Below are 13,315 nucleotides of genomic sequence, written 5' to 3' on the forward strand. Positions count from 1 at the left end.
CCAGTGAGACCAAATGAATTGAGTTCAGGCCCGCGCGGTAGAGGATCGCCGGCTAACGACGACGATCATCACGAGGCACAGGGTAAGCGCCGTCAGCATGGTGCTGATCGCGGCGATGGTCGGATCGATCTCATCGCGCAGCGTGACGAACATGCGCCGCGTCAGCGTCTGATTCGTGCCGCCCGAGATGAACAACGCGACCACGGTTTCATCGAGCGCCTGAATGAACACGAACACCGCGCCCGAGATCACGCTCGCCTTGATCTGCGGCAGCGTTACCGCGAGGAAGCTGCGCAAGCGGTTCATGCCGAGGCTGCGCGCGACCATCTCCTGCGTTCGGTCGAAGGTGCGCAAATCGGCGCCCACGGAAATGAGCACGTACGGCAGGCCGAGCATCGTATCGGCGACGATCAGTCCGCCGAGCGTGTTCACATAACCCGCTTGCGAGAACACAAAGAACACGCCTACCGCGACGATGATGATCGGCACCATCAGCGGCAACATCAACAGCGTGCGCAAATAGCGCATCGACCAGTGCGTGCCGTGCTGGATCGCGTAGGCCGCTGCGACGCCGAGCGGCGTCGCGACCAGGGCCGCGCAAACGGACGCGGTAAGCGTCGTGCGAGCCGCGTCGATCCACGCGGGATTGTCGAAGAACGCGTGATACCAGCGCAACGAGTAGGCCGGCGGCGGGAACGTCATGAAGCGCGTGTCGGAGAACGACAGCGGCACGACGATCAGCACGGGCACCATCAGGAACACGAGAATCAGCACGACGAACACGCCGAGCACGACTCTGCCGAACGGGATCTTGTTCATTTCGCGCCCAAGGTCTTTTCGAGTGGAATCACGCGGCTCGCGGCATAGAAGATCGCGAACACACAGAGCAGCAGCACGACACTGACCGCGCTCGCCGCGCCCCAACTGTTATAGATCTCGACATTGCGGCTCACTACCATCGAGACCATGATCGACTTGCCGCCGCCCATCAGTTCGGGCGTGATGTAAAAACCGAGGCACAGTACGAACACGAGCGTGACGCCCGCCACGACGCCGCTCATCGACAGCGGCAGGAACACGCGCCAGAACACGTGCAGCGGCGAACCGCCAAGACTTGCGCCGGCCTGCGAGAGATTCGCCGGGATCTTCTGCATCGCCGAATAGAGCGGCAGCACCATGAAGGGCAACAGGATGTGCACCATCGCGAGGATCGTGCCGAACTGGTTATAGGCGAGTTGCACCGGTCGATCAATAAGGCCCATTTCAAGCAGCGCCTTGTTGATGAGCCCCGTGCGCTGCAACAGCACGAGCCATGCGTAAGTACGCACGAGCACGCTGGTCCAGAACGGCAGAATCACCATGCCGAGTATCAGCGCGCTCCAGCGTGGCGATACCGACGCCGCGAAATACGCAACCGGATAGCCGAGCAACAGCGTCACGCCCGTCACGATCACGCTGAGCTTGAACGTCATCAGGAACGTGTCGAGGTAAGTGCCAGTAAAAATGCGCTGGTAGTTGACGAGCGTAAAGCCGCCGTCATGCCAGATGGACTGCCACGAGAGCCACGCGAGCGGCACGACCAGCAGCACCACGACGACGAAAAGCGCGGGCGCGAGCAACAGCAGCATCGCGCGATCTTCGCGTTGCTGATGGTGCACCGACGGGTCCATCGTGGCGGTCTGCATCAAGCTGGGGTCCTGGAGAATCCGTTTGGCTGTCGTCATCATGCACCCACGGCGTCGAGAAACTGATACCACGCGGCGACGACGCGAACGCCCGGCGCGCGCAGCGAATGAAACGGCACCGGCCGCAAGCCTTGCTGACCGAGCAGGGCAAGCTCCGGCGTCTCGCCGAGCGCAAGCGCCGCAGCATGCTGGCCTAGCAGGCTAGCCATCGCGACACCCGCTCCGTTATACCCCAGACAAAAGGTCGTGGCATCGTCGCTGCGGCCAACGTGCGGCAACGCGTTGAACGTCATGCCGACATATCCCGACCAGCCATATTCGACGCGCACATCCGTGAGATCGGGAAAGAGCGCGATCATCGCGCGCCGCAATGCGTCGAAACCGGTTGCCTGCCCTTCCTTGCCGAACGCGTCACGCCCGCCGAACAGCATGCGGCCGTCCACCTTGCGAAACCACTTCATCATGCGGCGTGTTTCCGTATAGCTGCGGCGCTGCACCATCAGCCGCATATCGAGTTCCCCGGGCAGGCGCTCGGTTGCGATCATCGCGCTGCGAAACGGCACGAGTTCGCGTTGATACGCGGCGGTGGCGGACGTGAGATTGGAATACGCGTTGGTCGCCACGATCACCTGCTTCGCCTGCACGGTGCCGCCAGGCGTTCGCAGCACGACGACGCCGGGCCCGCGTTGGGAGCGCGTCATTTCGAGAACCGGCGTCGCTTCGTAGATCGGCACGCCGCGCGCGGTGAGACCTCGCGCGAGACCGTAGACATATTCGAGCGGCAGGATCGTGCCGGCATCGGCGCTCAACACGCCGCCGACGAATCCTGTCGATCCCGTCTCGCGCGTCACTTCTTCGCGCGACTGCACGGTCATCGACGTGTCGCCTAACTGCGTGCGCACCCAGTCGGCTTCCGCGCGAATCGCGGCGAGCGCGCGCTCGGTGTGCGCGCAACGCAGGCTGCCCGTATGCTCAAAACGCGCGCGTTCGAGCTTGAATTCGTCGATAAACGATTCGACCACGCGCACGCCATCATGCGCGAGGCGGTGCATGCGCTTCGCGGTATCGAGCCCATGCAGCTTGTGGATCTGCGGAAACGACAAGCGGAACTTCGACGACACCACGCCGCCATTACGCCCACTCGCGCCCCAGCCGACCGGGTTCGCATCGAACACCGCGCAATCGACACCGCGTTTTTGCAGCGCGTACGCGGCCGACAAGCCCGAATAGCCGGCGCCGATTATGGCCACATCGACCGTGAGATCACGTGCCAGCGGGGCGCCCATGCTGACCGGCGCTTGCTTGTGCGGCTCACGGGCGGCCATCGCCCGCCATAACGAATCGGGCTGAGGCCGCTGCGAAGGGTGCTGAATGGCGGGCGCGAGCATGACTTAAGCGGCGCGCGCTTCGGCTTCGACGGCGTCCGCGAGCGCGCCGAGCGTCGCGAACTTGAACGTCGGCGCCGTGACCGCTTCCGGCACCGGCGTCGCACCAAAGCCCTTCATGCCCTGGCGCCGCTCGATCCAGCACGTCGCATAACCGAGCTTGGTCGCGATGCCGATGTCGTGATACTGGCTCTGCGCAGTGTGCAGAATCTCGTTGAACTTGAAGCCGAATGCGGCCTGACGTCCACGGTTATAGGCAAAGAACTGCGGATCCGGTTTCGCGACGCCGGTTTCGTCACAGCAAACGCTGTCGTCGAACGGATCGCCCAAGGTATGTGCGTAGGCCGACAACGCGACGCGGTCCGCGTTCGTCATTGCCACGAGCCGGTAATGTTTGCGCAAGCGCTTCAAGGCCGCCACCGAGTCTTCGAACGCGGGCCATTCCAGCACGTCACGCTGGAACGCGGCTGCGGATTGCGCGTCGTCGGGCAGCCCGAGTTCCTTGGCCAGATACAGATACACGTTCGCCATCTCGTGGCTCGAACGGCCAGGATGGGCCGCGCGTCCGCGCATATACGGTTCGAAGATCTGGTCGTCCGTGAGGTCTTTCGCCGCCGCGCCGCCAAGACGCCGCACGGACGCGAGCACGCCCTGTTCGAAGTTGATCAGCGTGCCGACGACATCGAACGTCAGGACCTTGAAATCGGTGAGCTTCATTGCATCATCCTTTGCGGTTTGCGTGATTCGTAAGACGGAAGCCCATGCGGGCGCGAGGAAAATCAGGCGGGCACGACGATCGTGTCCCGCGGATCGAGCACGACGGTCATCTGCTCGCCCGGTGATGGAATGCGGCTACGCGCGTCGTGATTGCCGGGCTGCCGCAGGCTGATCGAGGTGCCGTCGGGAAGCGCCGCGAACACGCGCAGACTCTCGCCCTGGTACAGCACTTCGGTGACGCGGCACGACAGCCGGTTGGCGGCGGGCTGAATCGCGCCGCCGTCGATCACGAGCTTTTCGGTTTGCACGGCGAGGAGCAGCCGCTCGCCGCGCGGCAGCGGATGCGCGGTACGCAATACGGCGTCGCCAAGGCGGACCGAATCGTCGCCGGCGCGGCTCACATCGAGCAACGTCGCTTCGCCGATGAAGCTCGCGACGAATGCGTCGCAAGGCCGGTCATAGAGACGTTCAGGCGTATCGATCTGCACGAGCTTGCCGTTCTTCAGCACGGCGACGCGGTCGCTCATCGTCAGCGCCTCGCGCTGATCGTGCGTCACGTAGACGATCGTTGCGCCGAGCTTGCGATGCAGGCGCCGCAGCTCGATCTGCATCGTTTCGCGCAATTGCTTGTCGAGCGCGGAGAGCGGCTCGTCCATCAGAATCAGTTGCGGCTCGAAGACCATTGCCCTTGCCAGCGCGACGCGCTGACGTTGCCCGCCGGAAAGCTGGCTGATGTTGCGCGCTTCATAGCCGCTCAGCTCGACCATCGCGAGGGCGTCGGCCACTTTTCTCGCCCAGCCGGCTTTCGGGTCGCGGCGCGCGCGCAGCGGGAACGCGACGTTCTCGCCGACCGTCATATGCGGAAACAGCGCGTAGTTCTGAAACACGATGCCGATGTTGCGTTTGTGCGGCGGCGCGAATGTAATGTCGCGCTCGCCGACCCACACCGAGCCGGAACTCGGTTGGACAAAGCCGCCGAGGATGCCCAACAGCGTCGTCTTGCCGGAACCGGACGGCCCCAGCAGCGACACGAATTCGCCTGGCTCGATGTCGAGCGACACGTCGTCCAGTGCGACCACCGGACCATAACGCTTCGCTGCCGACCGGATGGAGACTCCTGTTTTCGCTCGTGCGTCCATTGCGTTTTTTCTCGCTGAAGGGCCTGCGTTAGGGAAAATATAGGTGTCAAACTTTTTGGCGGCAATTCCCAAATTGTTGGATCGGGCATAACATGAAGTCATGCCGAATCTACGCAAAAAACTGCCGAGCGCGAATGCGCTGTTCGTCTTCGAAGCGGCCGCGCGTTGTGGCAACTTCACGCGTGCCGCGCAGGAACTCTATGTGAGCCAGCCCGCCGTGAGCCGAATGCTCGCGCGCATGGAAGACCACATCGGAGTGCGCCTGTTCGAGCGCGTGCGCGGCGGTATCGAGCTGACCGAGAACGGGCGCATCCTGTATCGCAAGATATCGGAGGGCTTCAACGGCATCGAAAGCGCGATACGCGAAATCGAGGCGCGCTCGACAGGCGTGGAATCCGTCACGCTGTCGGTATCCACTGGCTTCACCACGCACTGGCTGATGCCGCGCATGAGCCGCCTGAACGAAGCGTTTCCATCAATTGATCTGCGGTTTCAGCTCATTTCGGGGCGCATCGGCGGACCGCTGGTCGACGTGGACCTCGGCATGCGCTTCATGCACGCCGGCGAAATCGACGAGAACAGCGTGCTCGTGATGCCCGAGACGCTGATGCCGGTGTGCAACCCGCGCTATCAGGAAACAGCGCAAACCGAGGCGGGCCGGGAGCATGGCGATGTCGTCATCGTGATGGACGACGAAGAGCGCGGCTGGCATCACCGCTTCGGCGCGTTCGAACAGCATGGCCGGCGCGTCGCGAGCATGCTGGGCTTCAACGACTATGCGATCGTCGTGCAAGCGGCGCTGCTCGGCCAAGGCATCGCGCTCGGCTGGCTCAACGTGGTATCGCACTGGCTGTCGCAGCGCGCGCTCGTGCCCGCCGAAGAAGAAATCCTCGTGACAAACCGGCGCTGCTGTCTGGTGTCGCCAGCGAACCGGCCGTTGCGGCCCATTGTCTCGGACGTGCGCGACTGGATCGTCGAGGAAATGCGTGCGGACATGCGCACCCTGGAGCGTGCGTATCCGCAGTTGGGATTGCGCGATGCGTTCAAGGAATGCGGAGTGGTTATCGGCTGAGGGAAGGCTCCGGCAAGACAGCTTTTGCGATCCGGCGGCTGGATGTGCTTGTTAGAGGCCGTTTTTCATCGTATGCAGCAAGTCGCCAACAGACTGATGCGTGTTGACGGCGTTGACGATGTCCGCGAGGAACCACGGCAGAATCAATTGCGTGTCGGGATCGCTGACGCCGACGCTAAGCACCGGTGGCCTCGACGCCGGCTCGGGGAGCGCCGCACCGTGAACGGTACGCGAGGCGCGGGTTTCAGTACTGGCCGGAACGCGCTGGACGGTTTGCCCGTTAGCCGGCGACCATGTGGACGAACAGCCCGCAAAGAGGACTGCAACGGCAGCGGCAGCGGCAGCGGCAGCAGTGACGTAGAACGACTTCATGATGTGAACTCCGGCCACATCGCTTCGACACAAATATCCGGCGACAAGTTCGTCGACGTGCGCTCAGGTTGCCCTCGCGCAGAGCGGTCCGCTTTTGCGCAACGCTGAGGCAACGCAAGAAGCTGTTGCGTCGGTTCTTCTGGTACTCTGCGCCCTTTCCAACAGCTAGCATTCAACTCGATGGAAACCCCCTTCAACGATCGCGGTGTGTCGGTCACCCGCAATGCGCTCTCTTCGGCCGGCCAGGTCTTTCCGCTGCGCGACATCGTCAGCGTCCAGGTCGTCACCGTGCAGAAGAACAAAGTGTTGCCCATTACCATCTCCGTGCTGGGGCTCGTCGGCGCGATTGTCGGCGGCCTGTTGCGCTCGCCGGCGGGGATGGTTTGCGGCGCGATGCTCATCGTGGTCGGCTGGCTCACATGGGTGACGCAAGACATCACGCATCGTCTTATGGTGCAAACGGCCAATGGAGAACGCGAGGCGCTTTCCAGCGTCGACCGTGAGTTCGTCGAGCGCGTCGGCGCTGCCGTGAATGAAGCAAAAGGCGCTGCCGCGGCAGCAGCGCAGAAAGTCTGAGCAACCAAACATGAGTTCGCTCGCGCGGCTCATGCATTCTGCCGACGGCAACGCTCGCGTCGACACGACCCTCGGCGCCAGCCAACGTGCCGCGGCCGCGCGCCGGACCTCGCTGAAAGCCTTCACACATCTTTGCAAGTGCTCGCCGACGCGCAGGTAGAGTCGCCGCTTCTGTTATCGCGCGTTCCCTTTCGCAGGCCTCGCGGTGCGTCGCGGGCGGCGGCGTCGCGGCATTTACGCTCGCACAGCGGCAATGCGGTAAGAGCTAGTGCCTTTGACGGCGCATTTTCTCGCGCCATCGCGACCGTCTCTTTCCGCATTGCATTCGCATCCATCGCCTTCGCCAGGGACCGCCTTATTGCGAGCGTGCTCCATGTCCCTGCTTTCTGTTTATGCCGCAGGTCGGCATCTGCATCATTATTTTTGCCGTCGTACCGGCGCCGCGCTTGTCGCGACCGCTGCGCTCACAGCGTTGAGCGGATGCTCGACCACCTTCCCGACGCCCACGCCGCCGGCGCCGACTGTGTCGCTGATCAACGGCGGCAAAGACGGCGTGCTGATCCCTCTGCACGTTGAACGTGCCGACGAGGACCACGCGCGTCTCGGGCTGCCGGTTCAACTCGACGGCAGACCGCTGTACATGGCGCTCGATACCGGTACGCAAGGCGTGCGAGTGTTGAAATCGGCACTGCCGGGTTCGGACTACGCGAGCGCCGCGCCGGCAAGCACACTCTCGCTGGCGAACGGCGCGCAAGTGTCTGGCGCGGCCGTGAAATTGCCGACGAGCGTCGCGGGCTCGAAGCAGGTACAGGTCGACGCCCAAGCGGTCGATACCGTCAGGTGCCAGGCCACCTCAAAACGCTGCGTCGCGATTGACGGCTATACCGGCGAATTCGGCTGGGCGTTCTCCGGGCTTTTCGGCGTCGGCGCCGCTCAACCGGACGACACCTGTTGCACGCAGCCGCTGCGCGCATTGGCCGGCCACATCGGCGAGCGCTATCTGGTCCACTCGAACTTTGCAAAGCCGTATCTGATGCTAAGTCCGTCCAGTACGATCACGAAGGACTACACGATGGTGCCGATGACCGTATCGAATGACGGCACGGTGCAATGGCCGAGAGGCTGCGTCAATGTCGGCGACAAGATGATGTTCTGCGCACCGCTCGTGTTTGCCACGGCGACCACCGGCATGATCCGCATCGAAACGGATACGGCGCCGAACTGGACCGGCGACGACAGCGTCGGCAAGGTGCTCATTCAAGGCAACTACAACGCGGCGATCGGCTCGGCCAACTGGGTGCACCGCTACGACGACGCACAAGTCACGATCGTGAAGGTGAAGCCAGGCGCGAACCGCATCGTGATCGGCTTGATGGGCATGCAGAATATCGACGTGCTGTTCGATTTTCCGCGCGGCCAGTTGGGCCTGTCTGCAAGCCAGGCGGTTGAGAAGCTGACGCCTTAAGGGCAGCCGCAAATAGAAAGGCCGTGCGTCAAGTGAACTGACGCACGGCCTTTTTCATGTTGCTTCGCAAGCGAAAGCAACGAACCGTTCACCCAAGTTCAAGCGGAGTCACGCGCCAGATTTCGCGCGCATATTCGCTGATGGTTCGGTCCGACGAAAACTGCCCCATGCCGGCCACATTCTCAATCGCGCTCTCGGCCCACGCGCGCTTGTCGACGAAACGCGCATCCACTTCGTTTTGCGCCTTTGCAAACGCAGCGAAATCGGCGAGCACCATGTAGTGATCGCCCCAGTCGACGAGCGTGTGAAAAATGTCCGAGAAGCGCAGCGGATCGTCGGGCGAAAAATAGCCGCTGCGAATCTGGTCGAGCGCCATTCGCAACTCGGCGTTCTCCTCGTAGACTTGCCGCGGCCGGTAGCCGCTCGCGCGCAGGTCGTCCACTTCGTCGGCGGTGTGACCGAAGATGAAGATATTCTCGCGGCCCACGGCGTCGCAGATCTCGATGTTCGCTCCGTCCATTGTGCCGATCGTCAACGCACCGTTGAGCGCGAGCTTCATATTGCCGGTGCCCGACGCCTCAGTGCCGGCCATTGAAATCTGCTCCGACAAATCCGCCGCGGGAATGATCAACTCGGCCACGCTCACGCCGTAGTTCGGCACGAACACCACTTTGAGGCGGTCGCCTATCAGCGGATCGTGATTGACCTTCTGACTGACGTCGCCAATCAGCCTGATGATCGTCTTCGCCATCCGGTAAGCGGACGCGGCCTTGCCGGCGAACATCACCACACGCGGCACCCAGTCGCGTTCCGGATTGGCGCGAATCTGGTTGTAACGCACGATCACATGCAGCACGTTCAGCAACTGCCGCTTGTATTCGTGGATGCGCTTCACCTGCAAGTCGAACAGCGCATCGGGATCGAAATGCAGTTTGGTGTGATGCGCAAGCCTCTGCACGAGCCGTAACTTGTTTTGCCGCTTGGCTTCGCGGAATGCTTCGACGAAACCGCTGTCGCTGCGCAGTTCACGCAGTTGCTCCAGCTCGAAAAGATTGCCGCGCCAATGCGTGCCGATTCGCTGATCGATCAGCGACGACAGCGACGGGCTCGCCTGCGAAAGCCAGCGCCGCGGCGTAATGCCGTTGGTCACGTTCGTGAAGCGGTCTGGATAAATGCGCGCGAAGTCGGCGAAGATGTCGCGCGTCATCAGTTGCGAATGCAGCTTCGAGACGCCGTTCACCTTATGGCTCGCGACAATCGCCAGATAGGCCATGCGCACACGCCGCTGCCCGTATTCATCGACGAGGGAAATGCGGCGGATCATTTCGGCATCGTGACCGGATTGCTCGCTCACGTGCTTGAGAAAGCCGGCATTGATCTCGAAGATGATCTCAAGATGCCGCGGCAACAGCCGCGAAAGCATTTCCACGTCCCACGTTTCGAGCGCTTCGGGCATCAGCGTGTGATTCGTGTACGAGAAGATCTGCGTGACGTGTTTCCATGCCTTGTCCCAAGGCAAGTGATGCACGTCCACGAGCAAACGCATCAGTTCCGGAATCGCCAGCACGGGGTGCGTATCGTTCAGATGCACCGCCACTTTTTCGGAGAAGCGCCCGAACGTGCTGTGCGTGCGTTGATAACGGCGAATCAGATCCTGCATGGTCGCCGACACAAAAAAGTATTCCTGACGCAGACGCAGTTCGCGGCCGGCCGGCGTCGAGTCGTCCGGATATAAAAGCCGCGACACGTTCTCCGACATGTTCTTCGTGTCCACCGCGTTGCGATAGTCGCCGCGATTGAACGCGCCGAGATCGAGTTCGTCGGTGGCGCGCGCGGACCACAGGCGCAGCGTGTTGGTCGCGTCAGTCGCGTAGCCGGGTATCACGGTGTCATACGCGGTTGCGTTCACATGCTCGGTGTCGATCCACTCGACGTGGTCGCCGCGCTGCACCGTGCGGCCGCCGAAATTCACCGTGTACTTGATCTCGGGCCGCGGAAACTCCCATGGATTCCCTGCGCGCAGCCAGTAGTCCGGCGCTTCGACCTGTTCACCGTTGACGATCTCCTGACGGAACATGCCGTATTCGTAGCGGATGCCGTAGCCGAAGCCCGGAATGCCGAGCGTCGCCATCGAATCGAGAAAACATGCGGCCAGCCGGCCGAGACCGCCATTGCCGAGCGCGGCGTCGGGCTCGATGTCGATGAGCGCGTCCATGTCGACGCCCAGACTCGCCAGCGCTTCCTTCATCTGATCGTGAATGCCCAGGGCGAGTAATGCGTTCGTAAACGTCCTGCCGATCAGGAATTCCATCGACAGGTAGTAGACGCGCTTCACGTCCTGTTCGTATTGCAGGCGGGTGGTTTTCATCCAGCGCGCGACCAGCCGGTCACGCACGGCGAGCGCCGCGGCGTGCAGCCAGTCATGGGGATGCGCGGTGACGGCGTCCTTGCCGACGCCGTACATCATGCGATTGGAAATTGAGCGCCGTAGCGCGTCGACGGTACTGTTGAGCTGGTCGAATTCCAGGTCGACGGCTGTCATCGAAGCCTCCGGAAAAAACGCCGCGGCGTACGCGAACCGCACAGATGACGGACGGGAGGCGCGTGCCGGTCAGGCGGGTTAAGAAACAGAGTACGACATTTTACGACTCCCGGATGCCGGCGAGCGCGGCTCCTGCTTACGCACATGCCATGCCCGCTTGCGCGCACAGCCACGCGCCGACGGGCCTGCTCGGCGCACGCGCGCGGTGCAGGGCGCGAGTGTGCAGGCACTGCGCGCGTGCATCGGGCTGTCATCAGCTGGTGGATGCCAGAGTGTGACGACGGCCGGCGCGAGCGTGACACGATGCGACGCGGAGCAGGTGACACGACCCAATTATTTTTTCGACGCGTGACGTGAAGATGACCCCGCGATGCAATCGGATAGTGATGGAATCGCGGGCCGGTCTGCCGAGCGAGCTGCGTATCCAGCCCGAGAGGCGCAAACGGACGGCCGCCGCGCGCGAACGGAACGACGGCGTGCGGCAATTCGAAGGCGCGTCGCGGGGCTGACAGTTAGTTGCGTCTCGGTGCACCATCACCCGGCCTTGAGAAAGCGCGGGTTCGCTGCACGATTTCCGCGTCTCTGTAACAATCGCTACATTTGCCGCGCAGCACGCCTTGGGCGTTTGCATGAAACGCCCGCGTCCTTTGCCATTCACATAACCTGCCGCTCAAGCGCCGCACGTCTTCATCATGCGGCGCGTCGACACGCATAACCCGACGAACCACGCCTTGTCCGACAAGCCCAGCGCCGCTACAGTGCCGCCCTTCCCCGCGGATGCCCCGATGTCCGCCGCCAACCGCCGTGCGATGGCTGCGATCATGCTCGCCGTCGCGCTCGCCACGCTCGACACCGCCATCGCCAACACCGCGCTGCCCGCCATCGCCGCGGATTTGCATGCGGCGCCCGCGGCGTCCGTGTGGATCATCAACGCCTATCAGCTCGCGATGGTCGCGACGCTGCTGCCGCTGGCCGCGCTTGGCGACATCGTCGGGCATCGGCGGATTTATATCGGCGGCATCGCGCTGTTTACAGTGGCGTCGCTGGCGTGCTCGATGGCGCCGACTCTCCCCCTACTCGCCGGCGCGCGCGTGCTGCAAGGGCTTGGCGCGAGCGCAATCATGAGTGTCAACACCGCGCTGATCCGCTTTCTGTATCCGCCGCACCGGCTTGGACGCGGCCTCGGCACCAATGCGCTGATCGTCGGCGTCTCGTTCGCGGTCGGACCGACGGTGGCGTCGCTGATCCTCTCGGTCGCGCCGTGGCCATGGCTGTTCGCGGTCAATGTGCCGCTCGGCGTGCTGGCCCTGGCTTTTGCGTGGCCAGCCCTGCCGCACACCGAACGCGGCACGCACAATTTCGATCCGGTTGCCGCGCTGCTCAACATCGTGACGTTTGCCGCGCTGATCTTTGCGCTCGGCGAAGCGGCGCAGCGCGCGTCGACGCAACTCGTGCTGAGTGCGGCGGCGGTTGCAGTGATATTCGGGCTGCTGCTGATTCGCCGTGAAGCCGGCCACCCCGCGCCGATGTTGCCGGTCGATCTGTTCAAGCGGCCCGTGTTCGCGCTGTCCGCGCTAACGGCCGTGTGTTCGTTCGCCGCTCAAGGCCTGGCGTTCGTTTCACTGCCCTTCTATTTCGAGGATGTGCTGCATCGCAGCCAGGTCGAAACCGGCTTTCTGATGACGCCTTGGCCAGTCGTCGTCGCGTTGGCCGCGCCGCTCGCGGGCAGCCTCTCCGACCGTTATCCGCCCGGCCTGCTCGGCGCGGTCGGGCTCGCGGTGATGTCGGCGGGCACGGCCTCGCTTGCGCTATTGCCGGTGCATCCGCATGTGCTCGACATCGCTATTCGCATGGCAATCTGCGGCGCGGGTTTCGGCTTTTTCCAGTCGCCGAATCTGAAAGCGCTGATGGCAAGCGCCCCGCCTGAGCGCAGCGGCGGCGCAAGCGGCATCGTCGCGACGGCCCGGCTGCTTGGCCAGACAACGGGCGCGGCGCTGGTCGCATTGAGCTTTGGAATTGCGGGCCGGCATGGCCCGACGCTCGCGCTCGGCGCCGGCGCACTGTTCGCCGGCGCGGCGAGTCTCGCGAGCGGTCTACGGCTCTTCGCGCCGTCGCATCGCGCAGGCGTGCATGTGAAAGCGTCGGTGAAATAAACAACGGGCGCGCTGTTGGGACAGTGCGCCCGTTTTGCCGGTGGTTGCTTCTGGCTGCCTGATTGCCGCTTGATCGCCAATTGATCGCCAATTGATCGACGTGCGATCACCGCGTAAGCACGGCGGGATCGAGACCCGCGCAATGCCGGTTTGCTCCGGCGATCAGCGTGTTGAGATCCGTCTTCGCGCGACACATCCCGCGCAATTGC

11 protein-coding genes are annotated in these 13,315 nt (G+C 63.2%); 4 read left to right on the forward strand and 7 right to left on the reverse strand.

Features of this window, described 5'->3' with window-relative positions:
- Positions 1-24: 24 nt before the first annotated feature.
- The 5 genes from C0Z16_RS07940 to C0Z16_RS07960 form a co-directional block, all read right to left on the reverse strand.
- A complete protein-coding gene (locus C0Z16_RS07940; RefSeq protein WP_102631615.1) occupies positions 25-819 on the reverse strand; it encodes an ABC transporter permease in 795 nt (264 codons plus the stop codon).
- A complete protein-coding gene (locus C0Z16_RS07945; RefSeq protein ID WP_102631616.1) occupies positions 816-1,727 on the reverse strand; it encodes an ABC transporter permease in 912 nt (303 codons plus the stop codon). The genes C0Z16_RS07940 and C0Z16_RS07945 overlap by 4 nt, the downstream gene beginning before the upstream one ends.
- Positions 1,724-3,073 (reverse strand): NAD(P)/FAD-dependent oxidoreductase, encoded by a 1,350-nt coding sequence (locus tag C0Z16_RS07950; protein ID WP_102631617.1) that lies wholly within the window; start codon positions 3,071-3,073, stop codon positions 1,724-1,726. The genes C0Z16_RS07945 and C0Z16_RS07950 overlap by 4 nt, the downstream gene beginning before the upstream one ends.
- 3 nt (positions 3,074-3,076) lie before the next feature.
- On the reverse strand, positions 3,077-3,787 hold the full coding sequence (locus C0Z16_RS07955) for an HAD-IA family hydrolase (protein WP_102631618.1): 711 nt from the start codon (positions 3,785-3,787) through the stop codon (positions 3,077-3,079).
- A gap of 62 nt (positions 3,788-3,849) precedes the next feature.
- The gene (locus C0Z16_RS07960) at positions 3,850-4,926 is read right to left on the reverse strand and encodes an ABC transporter ATP-binding protein (protein ID WP_102631619.1); all 1,077 of its coding nucleotides are present in this window, start codon (positions 4,924-4,926) and stop codon (positions 3,850-3,852) included.
- Positions 4,927-5,026: 100 nt separating this feature from the next.
- Between C0Z16_RS07960 and C0Z16_RS07965 the strand changes: the two genes are divergently transcribed.
- On the forward strand, positions 5,027-5,998 hold the full coding sequence (locus tag C0Z16_RS07965) for a LysR family transcriptional regulator (RefSeq protein ID WP_102631620.1): 972 nt from the start codon (positions 5,027-5,029) through the stop codon (positions 5,996-5,998).
- Between the two features lie 51 nt (positions 5,999-6,049).
- Here the strand turns inward: C0Z16_RS07965 and C0Z16_RS07970 are convergent, their stop codons facing one another.
- Complete coding sequence (locus tag C0Z16_RS07970) at positions 6,050-6,370, reverse strand: hypothetical protein (protein WP_102631621.1); 321 nt, start codon at positions 6,368-6,370, stop codon at positions 6,050-6,052.
- A gap of 180 nt (positions 6,371-6,550) precedes the next feature.
- Here C0Z16_RS07970 and C0Z16_RS07975 point away from each other — a divergent pair, with 180 nt between their 5' ends.
- Complete coding sequence (locus C0Z16_RS07975; protein ID WP_102631622.1) at positions 6,551-6,946, forward strand: DUF6232 family protein; 396 nt, start codon at positions 6,551-6,553, stop codon at positions 6,944-6,946.
- A 373-nt stretch (positions 6,947-7,319) separates the two neighbouring features.
- Positions 7,320-8,411, forward strand: a complete 1,092-nt coding sequence (locus C0Z16_RS07980) for a hypothetical protein (RefSeq protein ID WP_102631623.1) — start codon at positions 7,320-7,322, stop codon at positions 8,409-8,411.
- A gap of 88 nt (positions 8,412-8,499) precedes the next feature.
- On the opposite strand, the gene C0Z16_RS07985 is transcribed toward C0Z16_RS07980, so the two are convergent.
- The gene (locus C0Z16_RS07985; protein ID WP_102631624.1) at positions 8,500-10,953 is read right to left on the reverse strand and encodes a glycogen/starch/alpha-glucan phosphorylase; all 2,454 of its coding nucleotides are present in this window, start codon (positions 10,951-10,953) and stop codon (positions 8,500-8,502) included.
- A gap of 785 nt (positions 10,954-11,738) precedes the next feature.
- Here C0Z16_RS07985 and C0Z16_RS07990 point away from each other — a divergent pair.
- Positions 11,739-13,106 carry an MFS transporter gene (locus C0Z16_RS07990; RefSeq protein ID WP_175130658.1) on the forward strand — a complete coding sequence of 456 codons (1,368 nt, stop codon included), beginning with the start codon at positions 11,739-11,741 and terminating at the stop codon, positions 13,104-13,106.
- Positions 13,107-13,315: the final 209 nt, after the last annotated feature.

The sequence above is a fragment of the Paraburkholderia rhynchosiae genome, from assembly GCF_002879865.1.
Lineage (GTDB): Bacteria > Pseudomonadota > Gammaproteobacteria > Burkholderiales > Burkholderiaceae > Paraburkholderia > Paraburkholderia rhynchosiae.